The following is a 16,746-nucleotide window of genomic DNA, read 5'->3' on the forward strand; positions in this document are numbered from 1 at the left end:
CGTAATATCATGTGTAAGAGGTGATTTGCGTGGACTCAAAAGTACTTGCTGCAGCAATTGATGAAGTGACTGAAATTGCAAAAGGATTTGGTCTTGATTATTACCCGATGCGCTATGAGATCTGTCCTGCATCAGTCATCTATACATTCGGTGCGTACGGAATGCCTGCGAGATTTTCCCATTGGAGCTTCGGGAAACAATATCACAAAATGAAAATGCAGTATGATCTTGGATTGAGTAAGATCTATGAGCTTGTAATCAATACAAATCCCTGCTATGCTTTTTTACTTGATACAAATACACTGATTCAAAATAAGCTGATTATTGCACACGTACTTGCTCACAGCGACTTTTTTAAAAATAACATCAGATTCAGCCAGACAAATCGCGACATGATTAAGCAGATGAGTGCTACTTCCGAGCGAATCAAAGCATATGAAAAGAAGTTTGGAATCAAAAAAGTAGAAGAATTTCTAAATGCTGTGCTGGCAATTGAAGAACATATTGATCCACTGCTTTTTAAAGCACAAGAACAGCATTCAGATGATAGACCGCTCAAAAAAATTGCGGAACCGTATAGTGATTTATGGGAAGAAGTGCAGCAAACTGATGAAAAAGTAAAGAAAAAAAGAATTCCTCTTCAACCTGAAAAAGATCTCATGCTCTTTATCCAGTCACACAGCAAAGAACTAGAAGAATGGCAACGGGATATTATGACAATGGTGCGTGAAGAAATGCTGTATTTCTGGCCGCAGCTTGAAACAAAAATTCTAAACGAAGGCTGGGCAACATACTGGCACCAGAAAATCATGAGAGAATTGCCCCTTACTGAAGAAGAAACGATTGAGTATGCGAAACTGAATGCAAATGTTGTTCAGCCTTCAAAAACATCAATTAACCCGTATTATCTTGGACTAAAGCTGCTTCAGGATATTGAAAAAAGAGAAGCGGCTCAACATGGTGAAGAAGCAGGGAAGAAGAAACTTTTTGAAGTGAGAGAACTCGAATCAGATCAGTCATTCATCAGAAATTACTTCACCAAAGAGTTCTCCAGGCAGGAAGACCTTTATCTATTCCAGCAGTTCGGCAAGGATTATAAGATTACAGATAAGGATTTTGAGGCAGTCAGGGATGAACTGATCCAATCAAGAGTCAATGGCGGATTTCCCTGTTTATACGTTGAAGACGGCGATTACTTGAAAAACGGTGAGCTTTATATCAGGCATGCGTATGAAGGAAACGAGCTTGATCTTCATTACCTTGAGAAGGTGCTTCACTATATTTATCAGCTTTGGGGAAGAACAGTTCACTTTGAAACAGTGGTCAATCAGAAAACTTTTTGTTTCACATGCAGTGGTCGTGGGGTATATAAAAAACAGGTTGACTATACAACCTGAGCAGATCGTTTGAAATGATCTGCTTTTTGTTTTAACATTGTCCTGTATTCGAGATAAATGAAAATATGTATTTCTCGTTAAGCAATAATCATTTAAAAAGGAGTTTTTCATCATGAGAGTACTACTAGTCAAAGCAAACAACCGTCCATCAGATCAATCAGTATCTGCAAAAATGCACGACCTGTTTTTAGAAGAAATTAAAAATAATGAAGAGATTACAATCGATCATGTCGATTTATATAATGAAGAACTGCCATATATCGGCCAGGACTTCCTTGCTGCACAGGGTAAAGCCGCTGAAAGTGCAACATTGAATGAAAAAGAGGAAAAGGTTCTGACGATTGCTAATAGACACCTTGACCGTTTCAAACAGGCGGATGTTGTTGTTTTCGCATTCCCGCTATGGAACTTTACGGTACCTGCAGTCCTTCACACGTACATGGACTATCTGTTCCGTGCAGGTGAGACATTCCGCTATACTGCTGAAGGTCCTCAGGGTCTAATGGGTGACAAGCGTGCAATTCTGCTGAATGCACGTGGCGGAGACTATTCTGCACCTGCAATGCAGGGGGCTGAAATGAGTGTTAACTTTATCAAAAATGCACTTGGTTTCTTTGGTATCCAGCAGCAGACTGATGTCATTATTGAAGGTCATAATCAGTATGTTGACCGCACAGAAGAAATTAAAGAACAGGGCTTCAAGCGCGTTGTTGAAGTTGCGAAAGACTTAAGTGCAGTCGCAGCACGATAATATATTCAAAAGCAGTTCCGTGTAGTGCGGAACTGCTTTTATTTTTGTAATCTTTTACGTTATCATCATTAAAAAGGAGTGAGTTCATGGGATACATAGAAAACCTGAGACAGAAGATCGGACACGACCCGGTTAACCTGGTCGGTGTCACAGTAGCAGCATTCAATGATACAGGGAATATTCTTCTGCAGAAACGGCCTGATGGGGTATGGGGACTGCCTGGCGGACTGATAGAACTGGGTGAATCAACTGAATCTGCTGCAAGAAGAGAAGTGAAAGAAGAGAATGGTATTGAAATCGGCACGCTTGAACTGGTGACTGTTTTGTCCGGAGAAGATTATTATGTAAAGTTGCCAAACGGGGATGAATTTTTTGCGATAACTGTCGTTTACTATTCCAAGGACGTCAGTGGAGAGTTAACTGCAGATGGAGTTGAAACAATAGAGACCGACTTCTTTCCGCCGAATGAACTCCCGGAAGGTATCAGTCCGAGAATTAAAAAAATGCTGAGAGATTCAGCAGATCAGCTATCGGATTTTGGGAAAAAGTAAAAGAAGCTTTCCGGTTCATCCGGAAGGCTTCGTCTCATCATAAAAGTGTATGCAGCATAACTGCCGCTATCCCGATACCTAAGATAAAATAGTTTTGAATACCGCCCGGCTTTTCCTCACGTGACGCAACCTCTTCCAAACGCTGAAGCAACTGACCCTTTTTCATTCAGATCCACTCCGTTCATCTATAGGTAGTCTGATTATAAACGAATAAGAAAGCGCTTTCAATTATAAACTGAATATTTAGTGAATTAGACCTTTATTTGTATGACATAAATATCCCCCGTATACGAACGAGTATCCGGGGGATGTTTGCGGATTAATGTCCTGAAGTATTAGCACCAGGCTGATCATATACTGAAAGCTGATCAACGAGCTCATTACTCTCTTCATTTAATCCTGTTAATTTAACTTTAGCACCATGCTGTTGCAGTTTAATTGCTACCTTATCGACTGCATGAATGGCTGAATCATCCCATAAATGAGCCTTTTTAAAATCAAAAATAACTGTATCGATCCCTTTAGTATCGTAATCAATTGCAGATACAAAATCAGTCACAGATGCAAAAAATATCTGACCGTCAACACGGTAAGTAATCGTTGAAGCGGCTTCGTCAATTTCTTTATCAATGTGTACTTTAGAAATTTTTGCAGCAAAGAAAATCGCGCTCAGCAGCACACCTGCAAGTACACCGATTGACAGGTCATGAGTGATCACAACTGTCGCAACCGTCACGATCATAACTGCAGCATCCGATCTTGGCACTTTATGGAGTCTCATCAGAGAGTTCCAGTCAAATGTACCGATAGACACCATAATCATGACACCAACAAGCACAGCCATCGGAATCTGCACAACAATATCAGTCAGAATCATAATCAGTCCAAGCAGGACAACACCGGCTGTAAAAGATGACAGACGACCGCGTCCACCAGACTTCACATTGATCACAGCCTGTCCAATCATCGCACAGCCGGCCATACCGCCAAAGCAGCCTGTCACCATATTGGCAATACCCTGACCGCGCGCTTCTTTATTCTTATCACTAGGTGTATCCGTCATATCATCAACGATCTGAGCTGTCAGTAGTGATTCAAGCAATCCTACTATTGCAAGTGAGATAGAATAAGGCAGTATAATCATCAGCGTTTCAAAGGTAAACGGAACATTTGGTATCAGGAAAGAAGGGAGGGTTTGTGAGATTGTCCCCATATCGCCGACCGTTTTCGTTCCAACACCTGTAGCCATCACAAACCCAGTTACCACAATAATAGCAATCAGCGGGGAAGGAATCGCCTTGAAAAATCTCGGTACAAGATAAATGATTGCAAGTGATACAGCCACTAATCCATACATAATCCACCCCGCGCCTTCAAATTGTTCAAGCTGCGCCATAAAGATCAGAATAGCCAGTGCGTTAACAAACCCGATCATCACTGAATTCGGAATAAACCGCATCAGCTTTCCGAGCTTTAACACACCCATAATCAGCTGAATGAATCCGGTCAGAATGGTTGCAGCAAATAAATACTGAAGACCGTGATCAGCAACGAGCGTAACCATCAGAAGGGCCATCGCACCAGTCGCACCCGAGATCATTCCAGGTCGGCCTCCGATAAATGCAATGACAACAGCAATACAAAAAGCAGCATAAAGTCCAACCATCGGGTCAACGCCTGCAATGATTGAAAAGGCAATGGCTTCAGGAATTAATGCAAGGGCCACTAAGGTACCAGACATCAGGTCGCCACGCACATTCCCAAACCACTCCTGTTTATATTTAGTTAAATCCAATTTAATAATCTCTCCCTTAAAATTATTTTTGCGACTTTTCACTCTCAGAAAAGTCAGGATCCGTTTATAACGAGGAGAATTATAACATATCTTTATAGAGTGGAAAATTTCATGTAAGCGTATTATTTAGTATAATCGTCTATTATTCTCTCATATGCTTACTTTTAATATATCAGTTCATAAAAATGACTCAAATATTATTTATAATAATCAAGTTTCACGAGTCGGAATTCAAATTCGAGTTTTAGGGCAGTTTAATACTGATGGAGCGGAAGTTTCCTCATCAACTATCACCGCGTTAAGTTCAAAAAAAGACTGCCCGGTTGGACAGTCTCTGTAAGTTACGAGAGTTTATATACTCTCGCTTCATAAGGCTTCAGTACCACCGTAGAAGTATCGTCGTGTGCGGCAACAGGAAGGTTATTCAGCAGAAGGTGATCCAGGCTGATCTTAAAATCAAGATCTTCGCAAATCGCATCCTTTGTTGAAAGGTTAGTCAGAACAACAACTTTTTCATTTTCAAGCGTTCTCGTATATGCATAGATCTGATGGTGTTCAGGAAGAATCAGATCATAGACACCGTAAGTGAAAATATCATACTCCTTTTTCAGTGCAATCATCCGCTTATAGAAAGAAAGGACAGAGTTTTCATCTTTTAACTGATCTTCGACGTTAATATCTTTAAAGTTCGGGTTCACTCTCATCCATGGTGAACCTGTTGTGAATCCTGCATTACCTTCAGCTGACCACTGCATAGGTGTTCTGCTGTTGTCCCGTGAAGATGCCCACAGAATCCGCATAATATCGTCATGCGCTACACCTTCTTCACGGCGGATGCGGTACAGGTTTTTCGCAGACACATCATCATAGTCATCGATCGAGTCAAACTGAACATTTGTCATGCCGATTTCCTGACCCTGATAGATAAATGGCGTACCCTGCATCAGGAAGTACATCGCTGCCATAGATGTTGCACTTTCATACCAGAATTCATCATCATTACCCCATGTTGACACCACGCGCGGTTTATCATGGTTTTCAATAAACAATGCATTCCAGCCATTGTTTTCAAGACCTTTTTGCCATCTCGTCAATACTTTTTTCAGTTCAACAATATCAAGCTGGAGGTTTGTCTCTGCATCCCACAGGCCAAGGTGTTCGAACTGGAATATCATATCCATTTTCCCTTTTTTCTCACCAACCCACAGATCAGCTTCATCAATCGATACGCCATTAGCTTCGCCGACTGTCATGACATCATACTGGCCGTATGTTTTATCTTTGAATTCTTTTAAAAGAGGCTGGATGCCTTTTTGGTTCATATGCATATCGAAAGAAGAAACATATTTTTTCTTCTTAGGGTTTGGCATGTCAGGAAGTTTTTTACGCTTCTTAATGTGACTGACTGCATCAATTCTGAAGCCGTCAATTCCTTTATCAAGCCAGTAGTTGACCTGGTCATAAATTGCCTGTCTTGCTTCAGGGTTTTCCCAGTTCACATCCGGCTGCTTTGTCGAGAAGACGTGAAGGTAGTACTGGTCAGTTTTCTCGTCATATTCCCACGCAGATCCGCCGAAAATACTTTCCCAGTTATTCGGCTCAGCAATGGTTTTCCCGGCTTTATCTTTCTTACCGTCCCGCCAGATGTACCAGTCACGCTTTGGACTGTCCTTAGACTCGCGTGATTCCACAAACCACTGGTGTTCATCACTCGTATGATTTGGCACAAAATCGATAATCAGCTTCATATCACGCTTATGGACTTCTTTCAATAATGTATCAAAATCGTCCATTGTACCGAAGTCATCCATAATTGCCTGGTAATCAGAGATATCATATCCATTATCATCATTAGGTGATTGATACATTGGACAAATCCAGATCACATCAATTCCAAGATCTTTTACGTAGTCCAGACGCGAAACGATTCCCTGCAGATCACCAATTCCATCACCATTCGAATCCTGAAAGCTTCTCGGATAGATCTGATACCCGACAGCTTCTTTCCACCATATTTTTTTCATCAGTACGGCACCTCCATATTTTATGCAATCGCTTGCACTAACAATTAAATTAAATGCTTTGTCTGCAGTGATTTTGTATGGACTGCAATACAAAGCGAGCATGTATTTCATTCACTTTTTATACCCATTTATTTTACCGTCTATCAAGGTATTTCGCAATATTTATTTAAAATAAGAAAATTGTCCGATCCATGCAGGCGGGGGTACTACAGTAGCCAGCTAGAACTCTACAATTGCCAGGCGAAACACTACAACAGGTAAGCAGAATACTACAGCTGCCAGACGAAACACTACAACGGCTAAGCAAAACACTACAGCTGCCAGACGAAACACTACAACCGCTGCCCGCCACAAGCCCTTCAACAAAATAAAGAACCGCGCAACATTGCGCGGTTCCCATTATAAAGCTTCTGTCGTCCGTATTGCTGCCGGAGCAGTTTCCACCTCAGACTCAGATGTTTCTTCTTCAGACAGCTTCCATACTTCAAGATAAAGAATATGGTAGCCTTCTACATCGTTAACCCGGAATACATGGCCCTGCTCATAAAGCTCATCGCCGACTTCAGCATTAAAGTTTCTTGTCATGAACCAGCCGCCGATCGTATCAACATCTTCTTCATCAATTTCGATGTTCAATAGCTCATTCACACTTTGAACAAGCACTTTTGAATCCAGAATAAAATGATGTTCATTAATCTGCTGAACGTCCGGAATTTCATCAGCATCGAATTCATCCTGAATTTCTCCGACGATTTCTTCAATAATATCTTCCATCGTAACTAGGCCGGATGTTCCGCCGTATTCGTCAAGCAGAATTCCCATATGCATTCTGTCTCTCTGGAACTTATGAAGCAGTTCATGAATTGGAATGCTGTCAATGACCTGTATGATCGGGTGGGTAAATTCAGAAACAGGTCGCTTACCGTTATTCTGATCCTCGATAAACGCTGTCATCAATTCTTTCATATTAATCATACCGATAATATTATCACGGTCACCGTCTTCAGTGACCGGATAACGTGTATACTGCTCTTCTTTCATTACTTCAAATACTTCAAGCAGCGTAAGGCCGCTGTCTACACTTGCAATTTCTGTTCTTGGTACCATGATTTCTTTTGCAACACGCTCATCAAATTCAAAAATCTTATTTACGAATTTGTACTCTGACTGATTAATCTCACCGCTCTTTAAGCTTTCAGATAAAATCATCCGTAACTCTTCTTCAGAATGAGCCATATCGTTGGACTGCGAATGCTTTAATCCAAGTGCTCTTGTCAATAGACGCGCTGAACCATTCAGGAACCTGACGAAAGGATAAAGAATACGGTAAAACCAGATTAATGGTGTTGCAACCATGAGTGTAATTTTCTCTGCCTGTTGTATCGCAATAATCTTTGGAGAAAGCTCTCCAATAACAACATGTAAAAAGGTAATCAATGAAAAAGCAGCTGCGAATGAGAAAATTGAAATCCATGAAGCCTCAATGCCTGTAAAGAGCGGTGCAATCATCTGTGCGATCGTCGGTCCGCCAATCCATCCGAGTGCCAGCGCTGAGACAGTGATGCCAAGCTGACATGCAGATAAATATTCATCAAGATTATCAGTGATCTTTTTTGCTCTTGCTGCTCTCGTGTGACCTTCCTCAAGCAGCTGATCAATCCGTGTGGATCTCACCTTTACAATCGAAAATTCAGAAACCACGAAAAATGCCGTACATGCAAGTAAAACAACGACCAAAATTAAATTGTCTATCTCCAATGATGCGAGAGCATTCCAGTCTATTTAGGAAGCTCTCTTCCACCTCCTGTAAATGTTAGTGTGTAAGCATCAGAGATCGTCCGCACAGAACGAAGGTTCTTCAGGGGACTTACGCTGAGCTTTTATGCCATTGACAAAACGGTTTACTATACAGTTCAGGTTCATAACCCCATCAGATTTCCTCCATTCTCAAGTTAATTGCCTATATTCTATCACAGTCAGCAAAATTTTTACCACTGAATTTCATTTAAGCTACATCGTGTCCAAGGACTGCCTGATAGATTCTGAACCACTGATGGGCGTCCATATTGAACGTGTGGGCACCGGCAGCAGAGCGGATCCTTTCAATTTTACCTGATCCTGCGATGACAGAAATATTTGCAGGGTGGCTATATAACCATGCATAAATCACTTCATCTAATTGTGAAGTGCCGATCTCCTGACCAACTTCATTTAATGCCTCACGTATTCTCACTGATTTTTCATCAGTACCTGTCAGAATTTTTCCGCCTGCAAGGGGAGACCAGGCCATTGGCGGTGTTTTCTTTTCAAGTGAAAGATCAACTGTGCCATCTTCAAAATTCTCAAGGTGATATGGACTCAGCTCAATTTGATTTGTAATCAGCGGCTGATCGATATAGCTTTCAAGCATATTGAACTGGTTTCTCTTGAAGTTTGATACGCCAAAATGTCTGACCTTACCTGAGCGATGAAGCTCACCAAAAGCCGCCGCGGTTTCTTCGGGGTTCATGAATGGATCCGGTCTATGGATCAGCAGCAGATCAATTGTATCAGTTGAAAGGTTTTTCAGTGACTGTTCAACTGATGAGATAATATGTGATTTACTTGTATTATAATGATGGCTTCTGTGAGCAGGGCGGTTTGGGGACTCAAGAACAATCCCGCATTTTGTAACAAGCTCCATTTTGTCCCGCAGTGATGGCTCGAGTGCGAGTGCTTCACCAAAAAGCGCTTCACACTGATAACTTCCATATATATCAGCATGATCAAATGTCGTAATCCCTGTATCAAGCACCTCTTTGATCAGTGAGAGACGTTCTGATTTAGACAGGCCCCACCCTGACAGATGCATCAGGCCGTGTACAGTTTTTGATATCGAAAAGTCCGTTGTAAGCTGTACTCTTTGCATAATAAATTCCTCCAATTATGAATTAGTGAATAACAATGTAAAAATGATAAAGATGATTGCGATCAACCTGATGACCAGTTCTTCAGCAGTTACACCGATCAGATAAAGTGCCAGGATTAATAAGGCACTTCTCATAAGCTCGGCTTTCCCGGGTTTTGAAACAGATAAAATTGACAGCAGGATGAAAAGCGGAAGTATGTATAAGAGTGCTGCAGAAGCAGCAGGAATCACAATGAGAACAGGGATCAGCATTATCATGATGACAACTCTTGTTTTCTTCATCATTCAGCCCTCCCGCCTTCGCAAAACAAGTTTCTATACTGTATGATAATATCATACAAATTCAATCATCATGAACAACTGGAGGGTGAAAGTATGAGTTTTACATTCAGCAGGGAGGAAGCTGTGTTGTTTGATCAGCAGGATGAACTCTCAGCATTTCGTGATCAATTTTACATAAAAGAGGGGCAATATTATTTAGATGGTAATTCACTTGGACTTTTATCCAAAAAAGCTGAGCAGGCAGTACTGAGTCTGCTTGACAGCTGGAAGAACTATGGCATCGAAGGCTGGATGGAAGGGGAACATCCATGGTTTACACTTTCAGAACAGCTCGGTGAAAAAACGGCACCGCTGATTGGCGCAAAGCCGGATGAAGTGATCGTAACAGGTTCTATTACAGTCAATCTTCATCAGATGCTTTCAACCTTTTATCAGCCGGATGGGAAGCGGACGAAAATCGCAGCAGATGAACTGAACTTCCCTTCTGATATTTATACGCTTCAAAGTCAGATCAAGTTAAAAGGGTTGAACCCTGATATAGAATTGATTAAGGCTGCTTCTGATAATGGCACAACTTTATCAATTGAAGAAATTGATCGTGTATTAACGGATGAGGTTGCTGTTTTGCTGCTGCCTTCAGTCCTATACCGGAGCGGACAGCTGCTGCCTATGAAAGAACTGACAAAGCGAGCTCATGAAAAGGGGATTATCGTCGGTTTTGATCTCGCTCATTCAATCGGTGCTGTGCCGCATGAACTCCATGATTGGGGCGTTGACTTTGCTGTATGGTGTAATTATAAGTACATGAATAATGGTCCCGGGGGAACAGGCGGGTTATTCATTCATGAAAAACATCATGACAGGCTGCCTGGATTAAAAGGATGGTTCGGTTCTAATAAAGAAAAGCAGTTTGATATGGCACATACTTTTACAAAAGCGGATGGAGCAGGTGCATACCAGATTGGTACACCGAATATTTTATCAACTGCCCCGCTGATTGGCAGCCTGGAGCTGTTTGAGGAAGCAGGTATTCATAACCTGAGAAAAAAATCATTGCATCAGACTCAATATATGGCTGATTTCTTTGAACAAAAGCTGAGGTCATTTGGTATGAAAAAAGTGACTCCTTCAGCTGATGAAGACCGGGGAGGGCATATTGCGCTTCAACATCCTTATGCAGCCGGTATTTGCAAAGCAATGAAAGCAGAAGGAATTATTCCGGATTTCAGAGCGCCTGATATTATCAGACTGGCACCTGCAGCATTTTATACAAGCTATCAGGACTTATATGAAGCAATGCAGAAGATACAGAGAATCATGGAAACGGAAGCATATAAAAACTATTCGAATGAAAGAAATGTTATTGCGTAAGGAGTGGAAGCAGATGAAATTGATCGACATTTCAATGACGCTAAGCACTGAGACGCCAAACTGGCCGGGAGATACACCGTTTCACTATGAAATTGCATGGCCAATGGCAGAAAGCGGATCTGTCAATGTAGGGAAGATTGAAGCAAGTACGCATATCGGTACACATATTGATGCCCCTTTTCACTATGACGACGATGGACAGAAAACTGATGAACTCGACTTAAACAGGTATTTTGCTAAAGCTGCAGTGATTGATTGTACAGGTCTTTCAGAGATTAAAAAAGAGCATATTAACCTGAAGGGCGAAGGAGTCACGGCTGTCCTGTTTAAAACATGCTCATGGCAAAATCGCGGGGTATTCCCGGATGGTATTCCAGTACTCGATACAGAGGTGCCTGCTTATCTGAAAAAACAGGGCATTAACCTGATTGGTGTTGATCTGCCTTCTGTCGATCATCTCGAAAGTAAAGAGCTTCCTGTACATCATGCTTTGTATGCGCAGGATATCAATATATTAGAAGGTATTGTACTCGATGAAGTGGAGGAAGGGACGTATCAGCTGATCGCCATGCCGCTGAAAATTAAAGGCGGTGACGGCAGCCCGGTACGTGCAGTGCTCGTATCATAAAGTTAGAAAAAAGCCCCCACTGCTCATATGCAGGTGGGGGTTACACAGCTGATGCTGAAAGATCTTTTTCAAGCTCGCGGATTTTGAGTGCAATTTCATCACATATTTCCTGAAACATCGCCCACTTTGTAAAAGGATCATTTGCTCTTTTAGCAGGGTTAACGATATTCCAGTTAATTACTTTGTCAGAAAATGACGGGTGAATACTGATTTCCTCGTCTTTTTCAGGATCCTGTATAAGGACAATCACATCCGCGTTCCTGAGGTCGCTTTCACTTATGCGATACGGTGTAATCGATGCTATATCTATACTGATTTCTTGCATTGCCTGTAAAGTGAAAGGATTTTTTCTGGCATCTGCCCATCCTGCACTTTTAAAAACAGTGCCGGGAATATAAAGCCTGGAAGCCCATCCTTCAGCGATTGAGCTGCGTTCATGGTTTGCTGATATAAAGTAAATGTATCGATCGGCCATACGAACAGCTCCTTTCATTTTTCGACGCTTTCATAATTCACTATACCCATCTTTCATTAAATATATGCACATAGACCTGTTTTCCGGCGCATTATTTGATTTCTGTGCGGTTAGCAGGTAAATTGATTTGGGTATAGAGTAAAAACGGAATGCTTATAAATATGAGGATGGAGGACGCTGTATGAAACTTAATCTGACAGCTAAGATTTTAATAGGATTAGTACTTGGTATTATCGTAGGCCTATTATTAAATATATTCGCCCCCGATCTGTTTAGTACATTAAATACATACTTATTCAATCCGCTCGGGGAAATATTCCTTGGATTAATTAATATGCTTGTTGTGCCAATTGTTTTCTTTTCGCTTGTACTTGGTGTTGCAGGGCTTGGCGATACGAAAAAACTTGGCAGAATGGGTGTAAAAACAATCCTGACTTTCCTGACTACAACGGCGATTGCCATCACGATCGGCTTGACACTTGCAACAGTCATTCAGCCGGGCAGTGATTCACTATTTACCCAGGAAGAAAAGGATGCTGCTACTTTTGAAGAAGAAGAGTCTCCTTCAGTTGGAGAGACTTTATTGAATATTATTCCTGAAAATCCGGTAATGGCCATGGCTGAAGGAAATATGCTGCAGATTATCGCATTTGCTATTTTTATCGGGTTTGCCCTTACAGTACTTGGAGACAAGACAAAAGGTGTCTATCAGCTTTTTGAACAGGGGAATGATATTATGATGTTCCTCGTTGGAATTGTCATGAAGTTCGCACCATATGGTACATTCGGTCTGATTGCGTCAGCACTTGGTGAAGCGGGACTGGATTCTCTTCAGAGTATTCTGATGTATGTTCTGGTTGTTCTGCTCGCATTATTAATTCATGCGGCAGTTACTTACAGTTTTATCATTGGGTTTCTGGCTAAAAAGAGTCCGATCTGGTTCTACAAAAACTTTTTCCCTGCAATGACTGTCGGTTTCAGTACGTCTTCAAGTAATGCGACACTGCCGATTTCGATGGAAACTGCCCAGAAAGAATTGAAAGTATCAAAACCGGCAAGTTCCTTCGTTCAGCCGTTAGGTGCCACAATTAACATGGATGGTACAGCCATTATGCAGGGTGTAGCTACGATCTTTATTGCACAGGTATATGCAGTCGACCTATCATTTGTAGAGCTTCTGACAGTTGTGCTGACAGCAGTTCTTGCAAGTATCGGAACTGCAGGGGTGCCGGGTGTGGGAATGATCCTGCTTGCTATGGTACTTGCACAGGTAGGGCTCCCGGTCGCTGGTATTGGTCTGATTATTGGAATCGACAGACTGCTTGATATGACAAGAACAGCGATCAATATTTCCGGTGATGCTGCGGTTGCGCTTTTCGTATCAGAATCAGAAAAAAAGAGAAAAATTAAAGAACAGCGCGGTGAAGCGTAATTCACAATATCTCCACTCGCATTTTGCGTGAAAGATTGTATACTAATAGCAAGATGAACAGAAGGGGTAGAGTACAATGAACCTCGGATTTGGAGAAATACTCATTATATTATTTGCAGCGCTGATCGTGTTTGGTCCGTCAAAACTGCCGGAGTTAGGCAAAACAGCCGGTAGAACACTTTATGAATTTAAAAAAGGGTTGAACTCAGTCACGAAAGATGAGCAGCCTAAAAAACCGTCCGGGGAGTGATTTCCCGGGCGGTTTTTTCTGGGAGCACACCGGGGACGGAGCTTGGTGTGCTATTTTTATCATCATTCTAATTTCAGCACAGCAAGCTCTGTTTCTCCTGTGCCCCTATCATCTATCCCTTCTTTACATCATCATAATGGTCAAGCGCTCTTTGTCTTGCTGCTTTATGATCAACGATCGGTTCAGGATAATCCCTGCCGATTTGAACACCTGCTTCTTCAAGTACATCATCAGGAGCAGAGGAAGGATCATGAATATGCTTTGTGGGCATATGTTTAAGCTCAGGGATCCACTGCCTGATATATTCTCCATTAGGATCAAACTTGGATGATTGTGTGGTAGGGTTAAAGATTCTGAAGAAAGGTGAAGCGTCAGCACCTGAACCGGCTACCCACTGCCAGCCCATCACGTTATTGGCAACGTCAGCATCAACAAGCGTATCATCAAACCAGTCTGCGCCTTCTCTCCAGTGGATCAGCAAATCTTTAGTCAGAAAAGACCCGGTAATCATTCTGACCCGGTTGTGCATATAACCAGTTGTCCATAGTTCCCGCATTCCCGCATCCACTATAGGAAAGCCGGTTTTTCCGTGTTTCCACGCTTTCAGTTGGTCGCTCTCATCCATCCATTTGAATGACTTAAACTGCTCATTCATCGGGTCTGTTTTTGTTTCAGGAAAATGTGTGATCAGTGAGTAAGCGAAGTCACGCCAGACAAGCTGTCTTATGAATGGTTCTCCGGCTGCTTCAGCTGATTTCTTAATTGAATGATAGACACTCCTGACAGATAAAAGGCCAAGGGCAAAATAAGGTGAAAGAGCAGAACTTGCTTCTTCTGAAGGGAAATCACGTTTGCTCTTATAGACCTTCAGTTTTTTATCCAAAAAGGCATTGAAACGTCTGACAGCCGCTTCTTCTGATGGCGTCCAGCGCTTTTCCATACCGGATGTCCAGTTAATCTCTGGCAGCAGCTTAAGATCATCTAAAGATAAGGAATCCCGTTTGTTGAATGAAGCAGGCTCGATGTTCTTAACAGCAGGAAGCGCCTGAGGAATGTCATGCTTTTGAAGTGCTTTATAAAAGGGTGTAAAAACTTTATACGGATCTCCGTTATTTTTCTTTACATCCCATGGCGGAAGCAGCAGTCTTCCTTCGTAGGTATTCACGCTGATCCCATTCTTGTGAAGTGATTCGCCGATTTCACGGTCTCTGTTAAAAACAGCAGGCTCATATTGCCTGTTCCAGTGAATAGAGTCAGCTTCATATTTTTCCACAATGTCAGGCAGAATCTCTGAAGGTTTTCCGCTTAAAATGAGAAGCTCGCTGCCTGCGGATTTAAGTCTTTTTTGAAATGATTCAAGCGCATGGTGAAGAAACCACTTTTGAGCGGAACCGATTTTGTCATCTTCGTCAAAAATATAGACCGGCAATACTTTGCCGGTCTCTGCAGTATGATAAAGTCCCGGGTTGTCGTGGAGTCTGAGATCTTTTCTAATCCATACAATTGCAGTCATCAAAACGCTCCTTTGTCAGGGAGTAATCCCGTTTTCAATCATATCAAAGAGCACTTCTGCCCATTCTTCCTTAGGTATTCCCTCTGTATTCTGAATTAAAACGGATTGAAAAAACACACCTGCAATCAGTGAAGAAGGAAGGCTGTTTCTGATTGAACCTTCTTTTTTAGCTTTTTCTATCAGCATCATCAGCAGCTGAAACAGTCTGCCTGACTGTGCATCAAGTTTTTCTAATTGCTCTTTAACAATAGAAGAAGAGCTTTTATCGAGTGAAGGTCTCATTTTGATCATGTCATATACCTGGGAATATTCCATGAACAAATAAAGCAGATCCTTCAGCGTCAAAAATGCATCAGGTTGCTGACTCAGCTGATCAATTTTTTTCATGACCTGATCCATCAGCATGGTCATATAATCTGCTATCAGTTCGTCTTTATTTTTGTAGTACTCATAAATTGTGCTTCTGGCAACTTCAAGCCGTTCGGAAAGTGCTTTGAAGTGAAAACCTTCATATCCTTTTTCTAAAAGGAGGCTTTCGGTTGCTTCCATCAATTCAGGAATATTCATTTTTCTTTGTCGCGCCATATGCACTCATCCTTTTAATGATCGTCCTGTACTCAGTATAGCTGAAAGCAGTGGGAAAGTGGGAAATGAAGCGGCTGATAAGCGAAACCACAAAAAAGAACCCTGATGTCCAGGGTTCTCTCATGTACTGCTTAAAACATCGGAAGAATATAATTAATTAGGAACCATAAGATACCGATAAAAATAATGATGTAAGCAGCGTATTTGATGAATGTTGCGCCGACAAGACCTCTGTCGGTTTTTTGTTCTTTTTGTACTTCCACTCTGCGTTCGTCTGCCATTATAATAACCTCCTGATTATCCAATCAGATTAATTAAAAAGAAAATAACAACGATAGCGCCAATAATCATTAAGATTGTACGTAACATGATAACGCCTCCTAATCATAATATTGATTTGCTGCTGACTAGAGCCAGCAGATATTACTTTGCATTTATTAGTAAGATACCCACAGGGGGGCAGTACAAACCAGGTTTCATGTTTTTGCAATTAAAAAATTTTCTAAATGTGCCGAAGAACAAACCGAAGAACAAACTTTCATTGATTTCTGAAAAATATATTGACATTGTCAAAGTGGTAGTTTATTCTAATGATGTTCAAATAATGGACAAAAAATCGTACAGAAAGGAGCTGTGTGTCATGATCATCATCAAACGTAAATCAATTTCTGCAAAACTGAATATCACGCAGCGGACTTTTTTCTGACGATCTGAATTTTTTTATGTCTGATAAAGGTGCTGTCTGCGTAGGCAGTCAGCGCCTTTTTTTGAAGCATACCGTGCT

17 protein-coding genes are annotated in these 16,746 nt (G+C 41.6%); 7 read left to right on the forward strand and 10 right to left on the reverse strand.

Going from position 1 to position 16,746, the window contains the following annotated elements:
• Positions 1-29 precede the first annotated feature (29 nt).
• From KP77_RS07340 to KP77_RS07350, 3 genes are all read left to right on the forward strand, one after another.
• Entirely contained in the window at positions 30-1,397 is a 1,368-nt protein-coding gene (locus tag KP77_RS07340) for a SpoVR family protein (protein WP_041122079.1), read from the forward strand.
• A 109-nt stretch (positions 1,398-1,506) separates the two neighbouring features.
• Positions 1,507-2,148, forward strand: a complete 642-nt coding sequence (locus tag KP77_RS07345; protein WP_152614693.1) for an FMN-dependent NADH-azoreductase — start codon at positions 1,507-1,509, stop codon at positions 2,146-2,148.
• An 86-nt stretch (positions 2,149-2,234) separates the two neighbouring features.
• Positions 2,235-2,699 carry an NUDIX hydrolase gene (locus tag KP77_RS07350; protein ID WP_041122081.1) on the forward strand — a complete coding sequence of 155 codons (465 nt, stop codon included), beginning with the start codon at positions 2,235-2,237 and terminating at the stop codon, positions 2,697-2,699.
• 37 nt (positions 2,700-2,736) lie between these two features.
• On the opposite strand, the gene KP77_RS18515 is transcribed toward KP77_RS07350, so the two are convergent.
• The 6 genes from KP77_RS18515 to KP77_RS07375 all read right to left on the reverse strand — a co-directional run bounded on the left by KP77_RS18515 (position 2,737) and on the right by KP77_RS07375 (position 9,711).
• Positions 2,737-2,865 (reverse strand): hypothetical protein, encoded by a 129-nt coding sequence (locus tag KP77_RS18515; RefSeq protein ID WP_268747457.1) that lies wholly within the window; start codon positions 2,863-2,865, stop codon positions 2,737-2,739.
• A 153-nt stretch (positions 2,866-3,018) separates the two neighbouring features.
• Positions 3,019-4,494 (reverse strand): SulP family inorganic anion transporter, encoded by a 1,476-nt coding sequence (locus tag KP77_RS07355; RefSeq protein WP_041122082.1) that lies wholly within the window; start codon positions 4,492-4,494, stop codon positions 3,019-3,021.
• Between the two features lie 341 nt (positions 4,495-4,835).
• A complete protein-coding gene (locus KP77_RS07360; RefSeq protein WP_041122083.1) occupies positions 4,836-6,518 on the reverse strand; it encodes a glycoside hydrolase family 13 protein in 1,683 nt (560 codons plus the stop codon).
• Between the two features lie 399 nt (positions 6,519-6,917).
• Positions 6,918-8,276, reverse strand: a complete 1,359-nt coding sequence (locus KP77_RS07365) for a hemolysin family protein (RefSeq protein WP_041122084.1) — start codon at positions 8,274-8,276, stop codon at positions 6,918-6,920.
• 247 nt (positions 8,277-8,523) lie between these two features.
• Positions 8,524-9,426: an aldo/keto reductase gene (locus KP77_RS07370; protein WP_041122085.1), complete on the reverse strand. Its 903-nt coding sequence runs from the start codon at positions 9,424-9,426 to the stop codon at positions 8,524-8,526.
• Between the two features lie 15 nt (positions 9,427-9,441).
• Positions 9,442-9,711: a hypothetical protein gene (locus KP77_RS07375; RefSeq protein WP_152614694.1), complete on the reverse strand. Its 270-nt coding sequence runs from the start codon at positions 9,709-9,711 to the stop codon at positions 9,442-9,444.
• Between the two features lie 90 nt (positions 9,712-9,801).
• Between KP77_RS07375 and kynU the strand changes: the two genes are divergently transcribed.
• Positions 9,802-11,079: a kynureninase gene (gene kynU, locus KP77_RS07380; RefSeq protein ID WP_041122087.1), complete on the forward strand. Its 1,278-nt coding sequence runs from the start codon at positions 9,802-9,804 to the stop codon at positions 11,077-11,079.
• Between the two features lie 13 nt (positions 11,080-11,092).
• Positions 11,093-11,707 carry an arylformamidase gene (kynB, locus tag KP77_RS07385; protein ID WP_041122088.1) on the forward strand — a complete coding sequence of 205 codons (615 nt, stop codon included), beginning with the start codon at positions 11,093-11,095 and terminating at the stop codon, positions 11,705-11,707.
• A gap of 40 nt (positions 11,708-11,747) precedes the next feature.
• On the opposite strand, the gene KP77_RS07390 is transcribed toward kynB, so the two are convergent.
• Entirely contained in the window at positions 11,748-12,182 is a 435-nt protein-coding gene (locus KP77_RS07390) for an arsenate reductase/protein-tyrosine-phosphatase family protein (protein ID WP_041122089.1), read from the reverse strand.
• Positions 12,183-12,363: 181 nt separating this feature from the next.
• Here KP77_RS07390 and KP77_RS07395 point away from each other — a divergent pair, with 181 nt between their 5' ends.
• Both KP77_RS07395 and KP77_RS17820 read left to right on the forward strand, forming a co-directional pair.
• Positions 12,364-13,614 (forward strand): dicarboxylate/amino acid:cation symporter, encoded by a 1,251-nt coding sequence (locus KP77_RS07395; RefSeq protein WP_041122090.1) that lies wholly within the window; start codon positions 12,364-12,366, stop codon positions 13,612-13,614.
• A 76-nt stretch (positions 13,615-13,690) separates the two neighbouring features.
• A complete protein-coding gene (locus KP77_RS17820) occupies positions 13,691-13,864 on the forward strand; it encodes a twin-arginine translocase TatA/TatE family subunit (protein ID WP_084218631.1) in 174 nt (57 codons plus the stop codon).
• A 112-nt stretch (positions 13,865-13,976) separates the two neighbouring features.
• On the opposite strand, the gene KP77_RS07400 is transcribed toward KP77_RS17820, so the two are convergent.
• From KP77_RS07400 to KP77_RS18310, 3 genes are all read right to left on the reverse strand, one after another.
• Positions 13,977-15,377, reverse strand: coding sequence for a cryptochrome/photolyase family protein (locus KP77_RS07400; RefSeq protein ID WP_041122091.1), 1,401 nt, complete (start codon positions 15,375-15,377; stop codon positions 13,977-13,979).
• A gap of 15 nt (positions 15,378-15,392) precedes the next feature.
• Positions 15,393-15,962: a TetR/AcrR family transcriptional regulator gene (locus tag KP77_RS07405; RefSeq protein WP_041122092.1), complete on the reverse strand. Its 570-nt coding sequence runs from the start codon at positions 15,960-15,962 to the stop codon at positions 15,393-15,395.
• Between the two features lie 131 nt (positions 15,963-16,093).
• Entirely contained in the window at positions 16,094-16,243 is a 150-nt protein-coding gene (locus KP77_RS18310) for a hypothetical protein (RefSeq protein ID WP_173425079.1), read from the reverse strand.
• Between the last annotated feature and the right edge of the window lie 503 nt (positions 16,244-16,746).

It is taken from the genome of Jeotgalibacillus alimentarius (genome assembly GCF_000829445.1).
GTDB lineage: Bacteria > Bacillota > Bacilli > Bacillales > Jeotgalibacillaceae > Jeotgalibacillus > Jeotgalibacillus alimentarius.